The 13,616-nt window shown below is 61.9% G+C and carries 11 protein-coding genes and 1 tRNA gene; 6 read left to right on the top strand and 6 right to left on the bottom strand.

Annotation, left to right across the window (positions count from 1 at the left end; genetic code table 11):
- Nucleotides 1-99 precede the first annotated feature (99 nt).
- Together FHS82_RS18755 and FHS82_RS18750 are read left to right on the top strand one after the other, a co-directional pair.
- The gene (locus FHS82_RS18755) at nucleotides 100-1,008 is read left to right on the top strand and encodes a helix-turn-helix transcriptional regulator (RefSeq protein ID WP_166955788.1); all 909 of its coding nucleotides are present in this window, start codon (nucleotides 100-102) and stop codon (nucleotides 1,006-1,008) included.
- 166 nt (nucleotides 1,009-1,174) lie between these two features.
- A complete protein-coding gene (locus FHS82_RS18750; RefSeq protein WP_166955787.1) occupies nucleotides 1,175-2,734 on the top strand; it encodes a VOC family protein in 1,560 nt (519 codons plus the stop codon).
- A gap of 169 nt (nucleotides 2,735-2,903) precedes the next feature.
- Here the strand turns inward: FHS82_RS18750 and FHS82_RS18745 are convergent, their stop codons facing one another.
- Entirely contained in the window at nucleotides 2,904-4,457 is a 1,554-nt protein-coding gene (locus FHS82_RS18745; RefSeq protein ID WP_208394342.1) for a mechanosensitive ion channel family protein, read from the bottom strand.
- Between the two features lie 27 nt (nucleotides 4,458-4,484).
- Here FHS82_RS18745 and FHS82_RS18740 point away from each other — a divergent pair, with 27 nt between their 5' ends.
- The gene (locus FHS82_RS18740) at nucleotides 4,485-5,114 is read left to right on the top strand and encodes a hypothetical protein (protein ID WP_166955785.1); all 630 of its coding nucleotides are present in this window, start codon (nucleotides 4,485-4,487) and stop codon (nucleotides 5,112-5,114) included.
- 475 nt (nucleotides 5,115-5,589) lie between these two features.
- On the opposite strand, the gene FHS82_RS18735 is transcribed toward FHS82_RS18740, so the two are convergent.
- Nucleotides 5,590-7,320 carry a family 16 glycosylhydrolase gene (locus tag FHS82_RS18735; protein WP_166955783.1) on the bottom strand — a complete coding sequence of 577 codons (1,731 nt, stop codon included), beginning with the start codon at nucleotides 7,318-7,320 and terminating at the stop codon, nucleotides 5,590-5,592.
- A 322-nt stretch (nucleotides 7,321-7,642) separates the two neighbouring features.
- Between FHS82_RS18735 and FHS82_RS18730 the strand changes: the two genes are divergently transcribed.
- Entirely contained in the window at nucleotides 7,643-8,437 is a 795-nt protein-coding gene (locus tag FHS82_RS18730) for a bestrophin-like domain (RefSeq protein WP_166955781.1), read from the top strand.
- Nucleotides 8,438-8,672: 235 nt separating this feature from the next.
- On the opposite strand, the gene FHS82_RS18725 is transcribed toward FHS82_RS18730, so the two are convergent.
- Nucleotides 8,673-8,749, bottom strand: a tRNA-Arg gene (locus FHS82_RS18725).
- A 278-nt stretch (nucleotides 8,750-9,027) separates the two neighbouring features.
- On the opposite strand from FHS82_RS18725, the gene FHS82_RS18720 reads away from it, so the two are divergent.
- Both FHS82_RS18720 and FHS82_RS18715 read left to right on the top strand, forming a co-directional pair.
- Nucleotides 9,028-9,828 (top strand): hypothetical protein, encoded by an 801-nt coding sequence (locus tag FHS82_RS18720; protein WP_166955780.1) that lies wholly within the window; start codon nucleotides 9,028-9,030, stop codon nucleotides 9,826-9,828.
- 5 nt (nucleotides 9,829-9,833) lie between these two features.
- Entirely contained in the window at nucleotides 9,834-11,303 is a 1,470-nt protein-coding gene (locus FHS82_RS18715; RefSeq protein ID WP_343042626.1) for a M48 family metalloprotease, read from the top strand.
- Nucleotides 11,304-11,541: 238 nt separating this feature from the next.
- Here the strand turns inward: FHS82_RS18715 and FHS82_RS18710 are convergent, their stop codons facing one another.
- The 3 genes from FHS82_RS18710 to FHS82_RS18700 all read right to left on the bottom strand — a co-directional run bounded on the left by FHS82_RS18710 (nucleotide 11,542) and on the right by FHS82_RS18700 (nucleotide 13,603).
- Nucleotides 11,542-12,129: a CarD family transcriptional regulator gene (locus tag FHS82_RS18710; RefSeq protein WP_166955778.1), complete on the bottom strand. Its 588-nt coding sequence runs from the start codon at nucleotides 12,127-12,129 to the stop codon at nucleotides 11,542-11,544.
- A gap of 611 nt (nucleotides 12,130-12,740) precedes the next feature.
- Nucleotides 12,741-13,079, bottom strand: a complete 339-nt coding sequence (fdxA, locus tag FHS82_RS18705; protein ID WP_166955776.1) for a ferredoxin FdxA — start codon at nucleotides 13,077-13,079, stop codon at nucleotides 12,741-12,743.
- Between the two features lie 176 nt (nucleotides 13,080-13,255).
- Nucleotides 13,256-13,603: an RNA-binding S4 domain-containing protein gene (locus FHS82_RS18700; RefSeq protein WP_377594410.1), complete on the bottom strand. Its 348-nt coding sequence runs from the start codon at nucleotides 13,601-13,603 to the stop codon at nucleotides 13,256-13,258.
- Between the last annotated feature and the right edge of the window lie 13 nt (nucleotides 13,604-13,616).

The following is a 13,616-nucleotide window of genomic DNA, read 5'->3' as shown; positions in this document are numbered from 1 at the left end:
CGTTCCGGTCCCTCTTCGGAACACTTAAAAGGTTAAGCCTTGCAGCGGCGATTGAAATGTCATTTTATGGGCATGTCTTGTGCTTTTCTGGTTCTTTTCATGCCCAACGAAACCCTGCCCCGCGATGTCCAGACGCTCGCAAGTCTGGTTCGGGCCGAGCCGCTTCGCCCCGCCCTGCGCAGCGTCATCCTGCGCCCGTCACGCGGGATGTATGAGGAGTTCACCCATTTCCTGCTGGTGGAAACCGGCGACGTCACGATCGAAGCCGACGACAGCGGACATCGTCTCGAAGGCCCCGTCGCGATGATTCTGCCCCCGGCGCCCGCCATGGCCGTCAGGCTTGGCGCGGGTGCGGGCGGCTGGCTGCTGGGTGCCGCCCCCCCGGTGCTGACAGAGGCAGTCGGGGCAAAGGCGGAATCCGGTCTCCTGCAAACGGTGAGCGCGCGCCTTGTCGTGGCACAGGGAGAGGACGGCCGCTTCATTCCCGATCTCGTGCATCTCGCCGAACAGATCCATCGCGAGATGCACCGTGAAACGCGCGGATCGCAGATGGCCGTCGTGGCCTGTCTGCGGCTGTTGCTGATTTCCTTCTGGCGGGAAGGCAGCTTCGATCCCGCCACGCTCGGACGCAGCAGCGAACTGCACCTGCTTCAGGGCTTCAGGCGGCTGGTGGAACTGCATTTCCGCTCACGGATGTCCGTGGCCGACTATGCGGCTCTTCTGGGGGTCACATATGACCGCCTGCACAGCATCTGCCGGCGCAGCCTGCAACGTTCGCCGCTGCAGCTCGTCCATCAGCGGATGATGCGCGAGGCGGCGATCCGGCTGGAAAGGTCGGGCGAGACGATTCAGGAGATCGCCCATTCGCTCGGTTTCGGCGACGCAACCGAGTTCAGCCATTTCTTCAAGAGAAAAAGCCGGATGGCGCCCTCGACCTTCCGCGCAAGGGTTCGCGACGCGGGCGGCACGGCACACATCGGCGGCGCCTCCTTCGCGGACTGGCCGTGAGGGAGACGGAGCGCACACGCATACGTGACGTGCAGCCTGTCCCTGGCTTGCTTCAGATGCATGACGGGGATACGCCATAATCCGCGTACCTGCGCGGCCGGATCGGGGATTGAAGCACAATTCGTAGCGGCATATGGGAGAAGGGACGAAAGAGGATGGCCAGCGCATGACCGACACGTTTTCCACCGGCATTCACCACGTGACGCTGATCACCCGGCGTGTGCAGGCCAACGTCGATTTCTACGCCGGCTTTCTGGGCCTGCACCTCGTCAAGCGCACGGGCGGCTTCGAGGATAGCGAGCAACTCCATCTCTTCTACGGCGACCGGACGGGGTCACCCGGCTCGCTGGTCACCTTCCTCGTCTGGGAGGACGGCGCGCAGGGCCGTGTCGGCAACGGTCAGGTTTCCGAGATCGCCTTTGCCGTGCCGCCATCCGGCATCGGGGAATGGTTGACGCGGGCACTGGCGCGAGGCGTCCCCGTCGAGGGGCCGTCACGCGAATTCGGCGAGCCTGTCCTGCGGCTGAGAGACCCCGACGGTATCATCGTCAAGCTCGTCGGCGCAGACGTTTCCCCCGCAAACCACGAAAACGGCGATCCCGCCGCCATCACCCGGCTGCGCGCGGTCACGATCCTGACTGATACGCCGGAGGAGACAGCGGCTTTCGTCAGCCGCTTCGGCTACCGGCAGGAGGCGCGAGCGGGAGCGATCACCCGACTGCGATCCGATACCGACGCCGTCGATATCAGAGACGCCTCCGGCTATGTGCCGGGCGCACCCGGAACCGGCACGGCCGATCACGTCGCCTTCCGCGCCGAAACCGTCGAGGCGGTACGAAAGGCCGAGAGTGAATTGGCCGGTCTCAACTCATCGCCGACAACCTTCCACGACCGCAAATATTTCATCTCGCTCTACGTGCGGGAACCCGGCGGCACGCTCTTCGAACTGGCGACCGACGGGCCCGGCTTTGCCATCGACGAGGCAGCCGACAGGCTCGGCGGAATCCTGTTCATCCCGGAATCAGACCAACATCGTGCGGACGCCCTGAAAGTGATCCTGCCGCAGTTCGCCCTGCCGGGAGAACCCCGCCCTCCCCGCCGCGACCTGCCCTTCGTGCACCGCTTTCATACCCCCGACGATCCCGACGGCAACACCGTCGTGCTGCTGCACGGCTCCGGCGGCAACGAGGCGGACCTGATGCCGCTGGCGCACCGCATCGCGCCACGTGCTACGCTGCTCGGCGTACGCGGGCGCTCCCACGAGGAAGGCATCGCGCGCTGGTTCCGCCGCACCACCGCAACCACGTTCGACCAGGCCGACATCCGCTCGGAAGCTAAAGCCTTCGCTGCCTTTGTCGACGGAGCGATCGCCGGCTACGGCCTCGATCCGGCGCGTATGGTCTTTCTCGGGCTTTCCAACGGCGCGAATTTCGCCGCGGCGGTCATGGCCCTGCATCCAGGTGTTATCCGGCGCGCCATCCTCCTGCGCGCGATGCCGGTCCTCGCGCCCCTGCCGGACGCGGACCTGACGGAAGCGAAGGTGCTGATGATACGCGGCGGCAACGATCCTTACGATCAGCTCGCATCGCCACTGGAAGAGTGGTTCCGGCGTAACGGCGCCGACCTCGATTCCCACAGTATCGAGGGTGGCCACGCCCTCACGGCCGAGGATGCAGTTCTGGGAGGGAAATGGTTCGACACAACCATGACAGACGACGCAAGCTGAGCAGCACATCGCCCGATATCAACAGATGCAAAGTTGCGGAACTACTTTTCGGCCTCCGCACGCACAAACGATTTCAAGACTATGCTTTTATAAAGAGTATCAGGGTACTGTAGATCAGTACTTTCGATGAAGTTTAAATGCTGTGCGAGCCCCCTATCCAAGGAAACTGTTATCCGTTCGCGTGGGCGGCGGGGGCTTCGGATGGGCTGCTTCTTCCGGATGGGAACCGGACAGCTGCGGCCGCAGCGGCAGTGGCCTCGCCGCCGCGAACGGTGACGGCATTGGAGGCAAGCGCGATACCGGTCTCGCGGAACGCCGCCAACAGGCGCTTCATCGCCTCACGCTGGATGAAGCTTGGATTGCCGGGCTTCGCGGTGAATTTCAGGCGCACGACGAGCGAGTTGTCCGTCACGTCGCGGATGCCCTGCATCTTCAGCGGCACGAGGAATTCCTTGCCGATTTCCTCGTCTTCCAGCATCGCAAGGCCCACCTTCTTGACGGTCTTGCGGATCTGCTCCGGATCCGCGTCGCGGTCGAAGTGCAGTTCGAACTTGATGGTGCTCCAGTCGCGGCTGTAGTTGGTGATCGCCTGCATCTGCCCGAAAGGAATGGTGTGCAGGGGGCCGTTCTGGTGCCGCAGCTGGACGGAGCGCAGCGATATCTTCTCGACGGTTCCCTTCAGCTTTCCGGTGTCGACGTATTCACCAACGCGAAAGGCGTCGTCAGCAAGGAAGAACATGCCGGAGACGATATCCCTGATCAGGGTTTGCGATCCGAATGAAACAGCCAGTCCGAAGACGCCGAACCCCGCCAGTAGCGGCGCTGTATTCACACCAAGGGACGAGAGAACGACAAGAATTGATATGGCGAGAACCGCGATGAAGACAACATTGCGCACCAGCGGCAACACCGTATGCAGGCGGCTGGCCGGGGCGCCGGGGCCTTCATCCTGATCCGCACCGGGCAGGTTCGCGCGCTGCGCGGGCGCAATAGCCTCGAACCAGGTTTTCAGAAAACTCCACGCCGTCCAGCAGAAGACGACGGCCGCGAGCAGCCGCATGGCGCCCGAGACCAGCCGCAGCGCGGCGAAGGCAGCGCCATCGGCCATGATCGGCTTCCAGAGTTCGACGATCAGATAAACGCCGATGAGCCAGATACCCCCCGTCACGAGGGTATGGCCGGCGGCCGTCGCCGCCTGCTCCAGCGCACCGGGCTGCCGGCGCCGGAACCGTGCCGCCGCGGCTGCCGACATAAGAGCGTGCGCGCCGAGCGCCAGTATGGGAAGCAGCAGCAGGGTGACCTGGGTCGTGCCGGCGGCGAAGTTCCAGCTCGTGCTTTGCGGCTTCCCGGCCGCAAGGCAGCCGACAGCCCAGATGACCAGCGCGGTCACGACATAGAAATAAGGCAGAAGGGCCGCAGCCGCACGCCTGAACAGGCCGGGTTCGCTGCCGGCGAATGCCGCCTCGATGTCGCGGGCACCAGCGATGAACCACCATAGCTTCAGCAGCGTCAGGACAGTTGCGCCTGCAAGGAACCAGCCTTCGATGGCGATGGCGTCCGCACCGCTCACATGCGCGAGGCGAACCATCTGCCCTACCACACCGCCGATGGCGCCGTAGGCCGCAACCATCCTCCAATGCCAGCCTGCGTTGGGGATCGGAATGAGGCGGGCGGCGGCATCGCCCGGCGCGAACAGCAGCCGCGCGAATATCGCGTAGGCCAAAGCCGTTATCGCAACATTGAGAAGCGCTTGCACGCTATCGTGCGCCAGCGTACCCTGCGGTATCACGCTGCCAGCCAGGACACCCGTGACCACCGCGAAGGCGACGAACCCCGAAAGGTCGATTGCAAGCTGGACGCCGGCGCGCCTGAACCTGCCGGGCAAGGAATCGGCAAACCGGCGCCGCTGCGGCTGCAGGAGAAAAGCCGCGAACCGGTAAACAGCGAAACCGGCGATTGCCCCGACAAGACCAATCGCGAGCGCAAGCCCCGCAATCTGCAGCCAGCCATATCCTTCCGCGCCGATTTTTTCGGCCCAAGGAGCGAACAGACCGCCGAAGTCGGCAATGCCGCGAATCCCGAGGGCGATGCCGTCCTGAAGTCCATCCATCATCTGCCGGGCGGCGGCTGGCAGTCCGTACGCGCCGCCATCACCCGTGGATGGCGGATTGATGCCCTGTTCGACGCCCGCCGCCATTGTCCCATCCATTCCGCTGAAACGGCGACAGACGCCAGCGCTCATCGCCCAGCGGCCCGTCACCCGATATCAGGCTGCCGCAACATGCAGCAGCCTGGCGGGACAAGATACGATCCGCGACTATCCGATAAAGATGGCCAATCTGACATCACCTGTCGTGTAATCCGGATAATAGCCGCATGATGAAGAAAGCGCCGTGTGTTCAGTCCCGCTCATGGGTGCTGGCCGGCGGAGAGCGGGAAGGCTCCCCCGTGCCCCGCCCAGTTTTCATGCCGCCCAGCCGCCGAACGAACAACACACGGCTGGTAAGACCGAGCCCGTCTTCCTGGCTCTTGCCGCGCTCCCTCGTAGCGCTCGCAAGCCTCGTATATAGTTCAACCGACCCGCCGTAGCTCGACGACGATGCCTGCGATTGAGCGAACATTTTGCTGATGAGACTGTATCGTGGAACCCCGGCAAGGGATGATCGGAGACCCTGCGACGTGTTGACGCCAAATCCCCGTCCGGAGAGCCCGCGCAACTACATCCCCTATCCTCCTGAAAAACATATCGTTATTCCATTTGGCAAAAAGGGCAGATGCGCCATGCACCCGCCCCGTTTGTCATCCAGGCCCCGACACGGGCGGCACGGACTTGAGCAAACTCGTCTTCAGTTTCGTCAAGCCGCCCACCAGTCGTCTCGCGGAGAAACCGAGATAGCCAGGATGACATCTTGAAAGTCGTTGTCGCCCGTATCAGTCGGCAGGTCCTCAAATCCAATCAATAGTTGCAGGCCGTCATCGTCAACGCCCGACAGCACCTGGGGCGCCCCATTCGGGTTAAACGCCGCGATGGAGTGGAAGACTGGCGCCGTCACAAGGTTACCCAGCGTCGCGCTGCGCAGCACGAGTGCCCCGCCGTCGACGGCGTCCGCTGACGTAATGAGGGAGAGATCGTCAGGTAGTTGTCCATACACGCCGAAGCCGTCCTGAACCAGGAAGAAGGCCAACCGCGCACCGTCTGCCGGCGTATCGAGATCGACGGTCCGCGCCTCGCTGCCGACGTTCAGCGTATCGGCAAACAGAATGCGGACGCTCCCGATCGTTCCGTCTGCGTCAACCGTATAGACACCCAGGGTATTGTGAAAGCTCGAAGTGGCAGACTTGATTTCCGCCGCGAAGGACGTCGCTCCGTCGCCCACGAGATAGGGCTCGTTGGCGATGCCATTGATCGCGATGGGGTCGACCGCCTGCGCTTCCTGAAGGTCAGGCAGAAAATGTACGAAGCTCAACAGTGTTTTTGCGCCTGTTCCATCATTGCGGGCCACGGTCATGAAGTTGCCTTGAGAGAAGTCGCCAACGAGCCGGAAGCGCGTGTCGGCGACTGAAACTTCCACCCCGATCTCCGTCGTGTCGACAGAGACAGCCTTCCGATCGATGGCCTGATCAATGTCCAGTAAATCGTCGATGCCAAAACCGGAGATAGAATCGCCGTGCAGACTGGCTAAAGAATCGCACACAATATCGGCGCCTCCGCCAAGCTGAATGATGTCGGCCCCGGCGAATCCGGATATAATATCGTTTCCTATGCCGCCATAGATGACGTCGTTGCTATCCGCGCCAAGCACAGGGCCACCGGCTTCGTTGGCAAAATATGTCGATAGCTGCTCCACCTTCACATAATCGACATCGAAGTAGTAGGTTTTGTTCTCGGCCGCACTTCCTGCGGGCACAAAACCTGCATTTCCAATACTCGGCCCATTAGGGTCACCCCTGCCGGGCCCCCAGTCGGCGGGCACTCCCCATAGGTTCATGTGGAGATTCTGCGGCTGCGTTGGGACATGTTCCATGTCGACGCGAATTTCTTGGCCATCCACGAGCCAGCGGACCCGGTCGGGGAGCCACTCTATGCGGTAGACGTGCCAATCGGCGAAGCTGCCAGTTATTGGGATGGATTGAGGGTAATCATGACCAGTTCTCTCCAGAAAAACGTTGGTAGAGATCTTGGCAAGCTGAGAGGTCAGGATCTCGAAATCCAGCTCGTCATGATCCTCTTTACCTTGGGCATACTCAAAGGCCTGGTAAGCGAAGAACCCCGCGATCATGCCCGCCTGGGAGCTTTCGAACCTGAACCGGCCCTCAAAAGCGACGCCGCCACCACTCAAGTCCCATGCCTTATTCGTGATTGCCTCAGAGCCGCTGAACCCGCTTCCGTCGAGCCAGGTGTCCAGGCGGATTCGTGCCACGCCACCTTCGGCGACAGGCAAGCTCTGGCGGATCTGCGTTTGGCCCAGCCAGGACGAATTGTTGGTTTGAGACCACCTATTGATTTTCCAGTCTGCAAAGTTGAGCGTGCCGTCGATTGAGAATTGATCCTCGAACAGGACCTGTACCCCACTGAGTTGCGCCATTTCAGCCCCCTCCATTATTTGTATCAATGATTGAACAGGCTGTTAGACGAGAGTCAATCACCACTGCGGCGCAAGTATCTCCCCGCGCTTGCATATCATGACCACACCTCCGGCCGAGACGCTGGAGGACGATGGTTTCCCTGCTTTCACGGCCTCGACGATGCGGATGAGCAGGTAGCGGCGCTATCGCTCAGAGACATTGTTCAGAACGCTCTCATCCCGGAGGAAATCAGCTCCCCTCATGTGTCATTGCCCTTTGCCTACGCCTCAGGCAATCTGTCGTGCGTCAGTATAGGCAGCGGCCAAATCGCGGTTTTCTCAAATGGAATTCGTCTACGGGTTGAGCTTTCTGCTGCTTTTCAGCTTGAGCGCCTATGGCGGGCTGGCGCTACGGCGCCATCTCAACGAGGGCCACTTTTCGAAAGATAACATGGATGCTGTGCGCTTGGTGACCGGTCTGATCGTGTCTTTTGCCGCACTCATCCTGAGCCTTCACCTTTCCACGTCTAAAGCCGCATTTGACGCCGCCAACCGCAATAGAGCGGCTTACGCTACGCAACTGGCAAGCCTTGATGAATGTCTGCGAAATTTCTCTCCGCAAATGGACGCGACGCGGCTGCAGCTGCGCCAATACACCGCCGCCGTCATTGTCAGCACCTGGCCCGATGAGGAGGGACCAGGGATCGAAACCGGCCTCGATCCACAGCACATGATGTTACGTGGAGAGGACGCGACGCTGACGAAACTGATGACTCACATTGGTCTGGCAATCGATTCTTTCGTTCCCACAGACGGCGCTGCGCAGAACATCGTTGCAAGATGCCGGGCGGAATATGGAACGGTTCTGGCGGGGCGCTGGTCCGTCATCGACGACACGTATGCCCCGTCAGGAAGGCTATTCACCGTCGTTATCAGTTTCTGGCTCGCGCTGGTTTTCCTCAGCTTCGGGCTTCAGGTGCAACAGCGCGCACTGAGCCTGACGGTTCTTGCGATTGGCGTCCTCTGCGTTTCAACCGCGATGTTCGTTATCATCGACCTGCATTTTCCGTATCGCGGCGTCTTCGGGATATCCAGCATGCCGATGCGTGATGCCCTGGCAGACATGCTCCGCCAATAGACGGGCATGACCGCGCCCTTCGTCTACGACGGCGCCGCATTCCCGGCCTATGTCAAGCATGTGCTGGCCCCGACCCGGTCCAAGGATGCCATCAAGGATGTTGAGCGTGAGGACTTACGCAAGAAATTAGAACAGCCATCGAACGATCCCTCAGGATCTCGTTGGGACTTTCCGCGCCGAACCGCCGAAATCGGGTATAAATGTACCCGAATTATTCGGGCTTCAACGCGCTTATTGGTGTCCCGGAAGGGATTCGAACCCCTGACCTACGGTTTAGGAAACCGTTGCTCTATCCTGCTGAGCTACCGGGACCCATCATACGCGATACACTATCTCCCCTGCCCCACGCATCACATTTTGTGCCATGCGGGAGCCTCGTTGCGCACCTTCCTTCTGTTATCTGGATGGTGGCGTTCGTCTTGCCAGGAATGCACCAAAGTGGCACTTCACAACAATGGGTTGTTTCTCCTATCATAGGCGTGATGATTTTGCAGCGGTTCTTTTGGCCTTTTTCCTACCTGTTCACAGAAACCCGCCTTTCAGGACACCCCGCCCGCCGGAGACGTGCGTTCGTTGCAGGGATCGTTTTTATGCTGGCCGCGACGGGGGCGACCGGGGCGTTTCCGGCTTGCCTGGAGGTTGCACCGCCGGACGATGCCCTGCGCGTTCAGGGGGTGACGGAGCGGGGGGAGCCTGTGCTTTCCGACGGGCGGATCGTCCTCCCCTCCGGCATCGCCCTTGTCGACGAAGCCGCTGCCGTTGCCGCTATCCGAAAGGTTCTCGGCCGGGGGGAAATCCGGCTTGCCGCCATCAGTCGACATGCCGACCGCTGGGGTCGGTATCGCGGCCATCTTGCGATTCGGGCTGGCGGAGATGTCACGACGCTCGTGGAGCACCTCGTCGCGCAGGGTGCGGCGTTGCTCTATCCGCAAGAAATCGCTGCGAAGGCGGGCGACAAGCGGAATATCGTCGTCACCGCGGCCTGTGCGGACCGGCTGCTTTCGCTGGAAAAGGAAGCGCGCCGCGCGGGAATCGGCGCATGGGGCGGAACTGCTGCGCTGCCGCTCGACGCCCGCAACATTCCTCTGTTGCAACGATTTGCCGGCCAGTACGTTATTGTCGAGGGACGGGTCGTTTCGGTCGGAGAGCGCAGCACCATGACATTCCTGAACTTCGGGTCGAACTGGCGGAGGGACTTTTCGGTCTCTATCGCCCGAAAGGACTGGGAGGACTTCGCGAAGCAGGGGCTGACCGCCGCCGCCCTCGACGGCAGGCGCGTTGCGGTGAGGGGTGAAATCCTGCTACGGGAAGGCGTCGAATCGCCGGCTGGCCGGGCGCCCACGATCAGGGTATCAGTGACGCGAAGCCTCGCCTATTCGGATACGGACTGATCGTCGTGCAGGGAATTTCGTTACAACGCTCCTTGCCGCAGCTTGCGGCCATCATGCTCACCGGCATGGCTCTGGCATCCTGCGCAGTCTCGCCTGTGGTCGAGCCGCCGGCAGTCGCCGCCGTGCCGCCGGCGGCGCCGCGCATCACCGGCGTAAACCAGCGGGCAGAGCGCGAGCACCAGCGGCTGCTCGCTGCATTCGGCGGCGCCTATCAGGCGCCGGCGGCGCAGCGCATGCTTGATGAACTCGCCTCCCGCCTCGTGCCAGCCACCGAACGGCCGGACCAGCATTACCGCGTCACAATCCTCGACTCGCCGATGGTCAATGCCTTCGCCCTGCCGACCGGCAATATCTACGTCACGCGCGGCCTTCTGGCGCTCGCCAACGATGCCTCGGAACTTGCGGGCGTGATGGCCCACGAGATGGCCCATGTGACGGCCAGCCACGCCACGGCACGCGACGAACTTGAGAAGCAGACGGACCTCATCAGCCGCGTCAACGTGCAGGTCCTGAAAGATCCTACCCGCGACGAGGCGTTTCGCGCCAGCGCGCAGGGCACCATCGCCGGCTTCTCGCGCGAGCAGGAGCTGGAGGCCGACCGAATCGGTATCCGCACCAGCGCGCGCGCGGGTTACGATCCCTACGGCTCCGCCCGCTTCCTTGAGGCGCTGGACCGCAACGTCCGCCTCGGCAGAAGCGGCAGTGCGCAGTCGTCCGCGACCGCCAGCTTCATGGCAACGCACCCGAGCACGCCGCAACGTATCGCGCTTGCCTTGCGCAGCGCCCGCGAGGTTTCGGCACCCGGCATGGGGGACAAGGGCCGGCGGGCCTACCTCGAAGCCATCGATGGCATAAGGTGGGGCGAAGACCCGCAGAACGGCGATGTGCGCGGCCGTGTCTTCCGCCACCCGCGCCTCGGCATCACCTTCACCGCCCCGGAGGGCTTCGCGCTCGACAATTCTTTCCAGGCACTGATGGGCGTAGCGCGCAACGGCGAACTCGCCCTGCGCCTCGATGCGGTGGAACTGCCGCCTTCCGAGCAGCTTGACGCTTTCCTGTCGTCCGGCTGGATCGACGGCGTTTCGACCGAAAGCACGACACTGACGACGATCAATGGCCTTCCGGCCGCAACCGGCGTCGCGCGGGGGAAGGAATGGGTGTTCTATCTCGGCGCGATCCGTATCGACAACACGGTTTTCCGCCTCGTTGTGGCGACGCGCCAGCGCGACACCGCCGTCGAGCAGGATTTCCAGACCGCACTGGGCAGCCTGCGCCGGATGACGCCAGCGGAGATACGTGCCATCAAACCGTTGCGTATCCGCATTGTCGCGGCCGCCGCCGGCGATACTCCGGAAACGTTGGCCCAGCGCATGATCGGCGTCAGCCAGCCGCTCGAACGCTTCCGTGTGCTGAACGGACTGCGGCCGGATGAGGCCCTGGTTCCGGGCGAACGCTACAAGGTGATCTCGGAGTAAGGCAAAATTCGTTAAACGGGAAACGCTGTCGTGCCGCGTCTCTTTGTTCGTGCACGGAATTTATCAGGAGAACGGCGCGCATTTCCCAGTTTTATGCAGCAGTACCCATAGACCACAAGACGACGGGCCGCCACGCACCACATGCCGGAAAGGCACTTAGCCTTACGGTATGAGGGGGTATGGCGGCCCGTCGTCTTGTCGTTTGGATGGAGGAAGAATGCGCCGTGCTGGGGCCGGTTCAGGCGGCCTCGTCTTCCAGTTCGTCGGCCGCGGCTTGTGCCTCGTTGGCGGCTTTCTTGGCAGGGCGGCGGGGCGCTTGCGCCAGCGCGTTCTCCACGATGCGCATGGCCTCGGTGTCGGTGCCGCCGTTCACGGCAGCGATCTCGCGCACCATCCGGTCGATGGCGGCTTCATAGAGCTGGCGCTCGCTGTAAGACTGCTCAGGCTGCGAATCGGAACGGTGCAGATCACGAACGACCTCCGCAATCGCAATCAGATCGCCGGAGTTGATCTTCGCCTCGTATTCCTGCGCGCGACGCGACCACATGGTGCGCTTCACCCGGGCGCGGCCGGTAAGAGTTTCCAACGCCTTGTCCACAAGCGTATTTTCGGCAATCTTGCGCATGCCGACGCTCGCCGCCTTCGCGGTGGGGACGCGCAGGGTCATTTTGTCCTTCTCGAACGAGATGACAAACAGTTCGAGCGTACAACCCGCAACGACCTGCTCCTCGATGGCGATGATCTCTCCGACACCGTGGGCAGGATAGACAATCGACTCACCGGTCCTGAAGCCCAGGCGATGGGCAGTCTTTTTGGCGTTGTTCATAATTGTGATTGCCTCCTTCTCGCCTCCGCAAGGGAGGCGATATACTGACGCTCCGGGGGCCACCCGGACAAAAAAATCCCATCGGCGGCAACGCGCCATCGGATAACAGCCGAGCCCAAACCGCCGTAGCCGCATGGTCACGCCATGACATAGCGGCGACGAGCTGTTGTGCGTCGTCACATCAGTACGTTGAATGCTGAACCTCTGCCGGGTACGGGCAGCGTATCTCTGCACCAGATCGACCAATAAAGGCTAACCTAACACAAAAATCGGCAAAAATCAAAAGAGTTAACCCACCCGCCGGCCAATGCCGGGGGTGCGGGCCGCAATCGGCCATCAGAAAGCGCGGCGACAATGCGCCGCCAGACTGAATCGGACTTGAACTCGGGCAAACACGATATCCCCATGCACCAAAGGCATGGCAGAAATATGATAATCTGATGGCCTGAGGCCGTAGAAACCTCAACTGGAAAATGAGACCCGTTTTTCAGCCTGCGGCAGTTGGCATTCACCTTCGATCCATCGAGCTGAATGCAAATCGCGGCAGAGTGGCGGATGCGATTTCCACCTGTAGCTGTCCCGACGGGCGGGCAGGACATGCCTGATGTCCGTCAATCGCCTTCGCCCGGCTCCGGCGAGAAATATTGCTCGAACTTGCCGGCCACGCCGTCGAACTCCGTCGCCTCCGGCAGCGCATCGCGCTTCTGAGTGATGTTCGGCCACATCTTGGCGTAGTCGGCGTTGATTTTCAGCCACTTCTCAAGGCCGGGCTCGGTATCGGGACTGATGGCCTCGGCAGGACACTCCGGTTCGCACACCCCGCAGTCGATACACTCGTCCGGATGGATGACAAGCATGTTCTCGCCCTCGTAGAAGCAATCCACCGGGCAAACCTCGACACAATCCGTATACTTGCACCGAATGCAATTATCGGTGACGACGTATGGCATCCACCTCTCCTGCGGCCGGGCACTCTGCGCTGGCGGCCTTCCCGGCATCCCGACAGATTATCGTATAACGTCTATCGGGCAAATCGCGTTTTCAAGAACCCGAAATAACGGACATGATGGGCATGCATCCCCACCGGCCGCTATATCTGGATTCTTTCCAATGTGAGAGCACTGCTCTAGCGGCAATCGTCCTCCGGTGCAAGCGACGTATTGTCGCCGGAGGTCTCTGAATTTTGCATATGCTCATCCGGGCCAGCGGCTTCAGGACCGCTCAGCAGCTCGTACAATTGCCGCGCTTCCGGCGCTCCGCCGCGCCGTTCGGCGAAGGCGCACACGCTGACGACGAGCGTCGCGTGGGCGAGAGCCAATGTCAGCACATCGCCCGCACGCACGCCCTTGGCCGGATCCGTCACACGCCGGCCGTTGATGCGCACATGTCCCTCGTCGACAAGCCGCGCCGCCAACGTGCGCGTTCGCGCCATGCGTGCATGCCACAACCATTTGTCTAGGCGCTGCCGGCTGATGGCTTCAGGATCG

Origin of the sequence: Pseudochelatococcus lubricantis, from assembly GCF_011762225.1 — a bacterium.
GTDB classification, from domain to species: Bacteria; Pseudomonadota; Alphaproteobacteria; order Rhizobiales; family Beijerinckiaceae; genus Pseudochelatococcus; species Pseudochelatococcus lubricantis.
The sequence above is the reverse complement of the archived record's forward strand: the minus strand, read 5'-3'. Positions and strand labels throughout refer to the sequence as shown.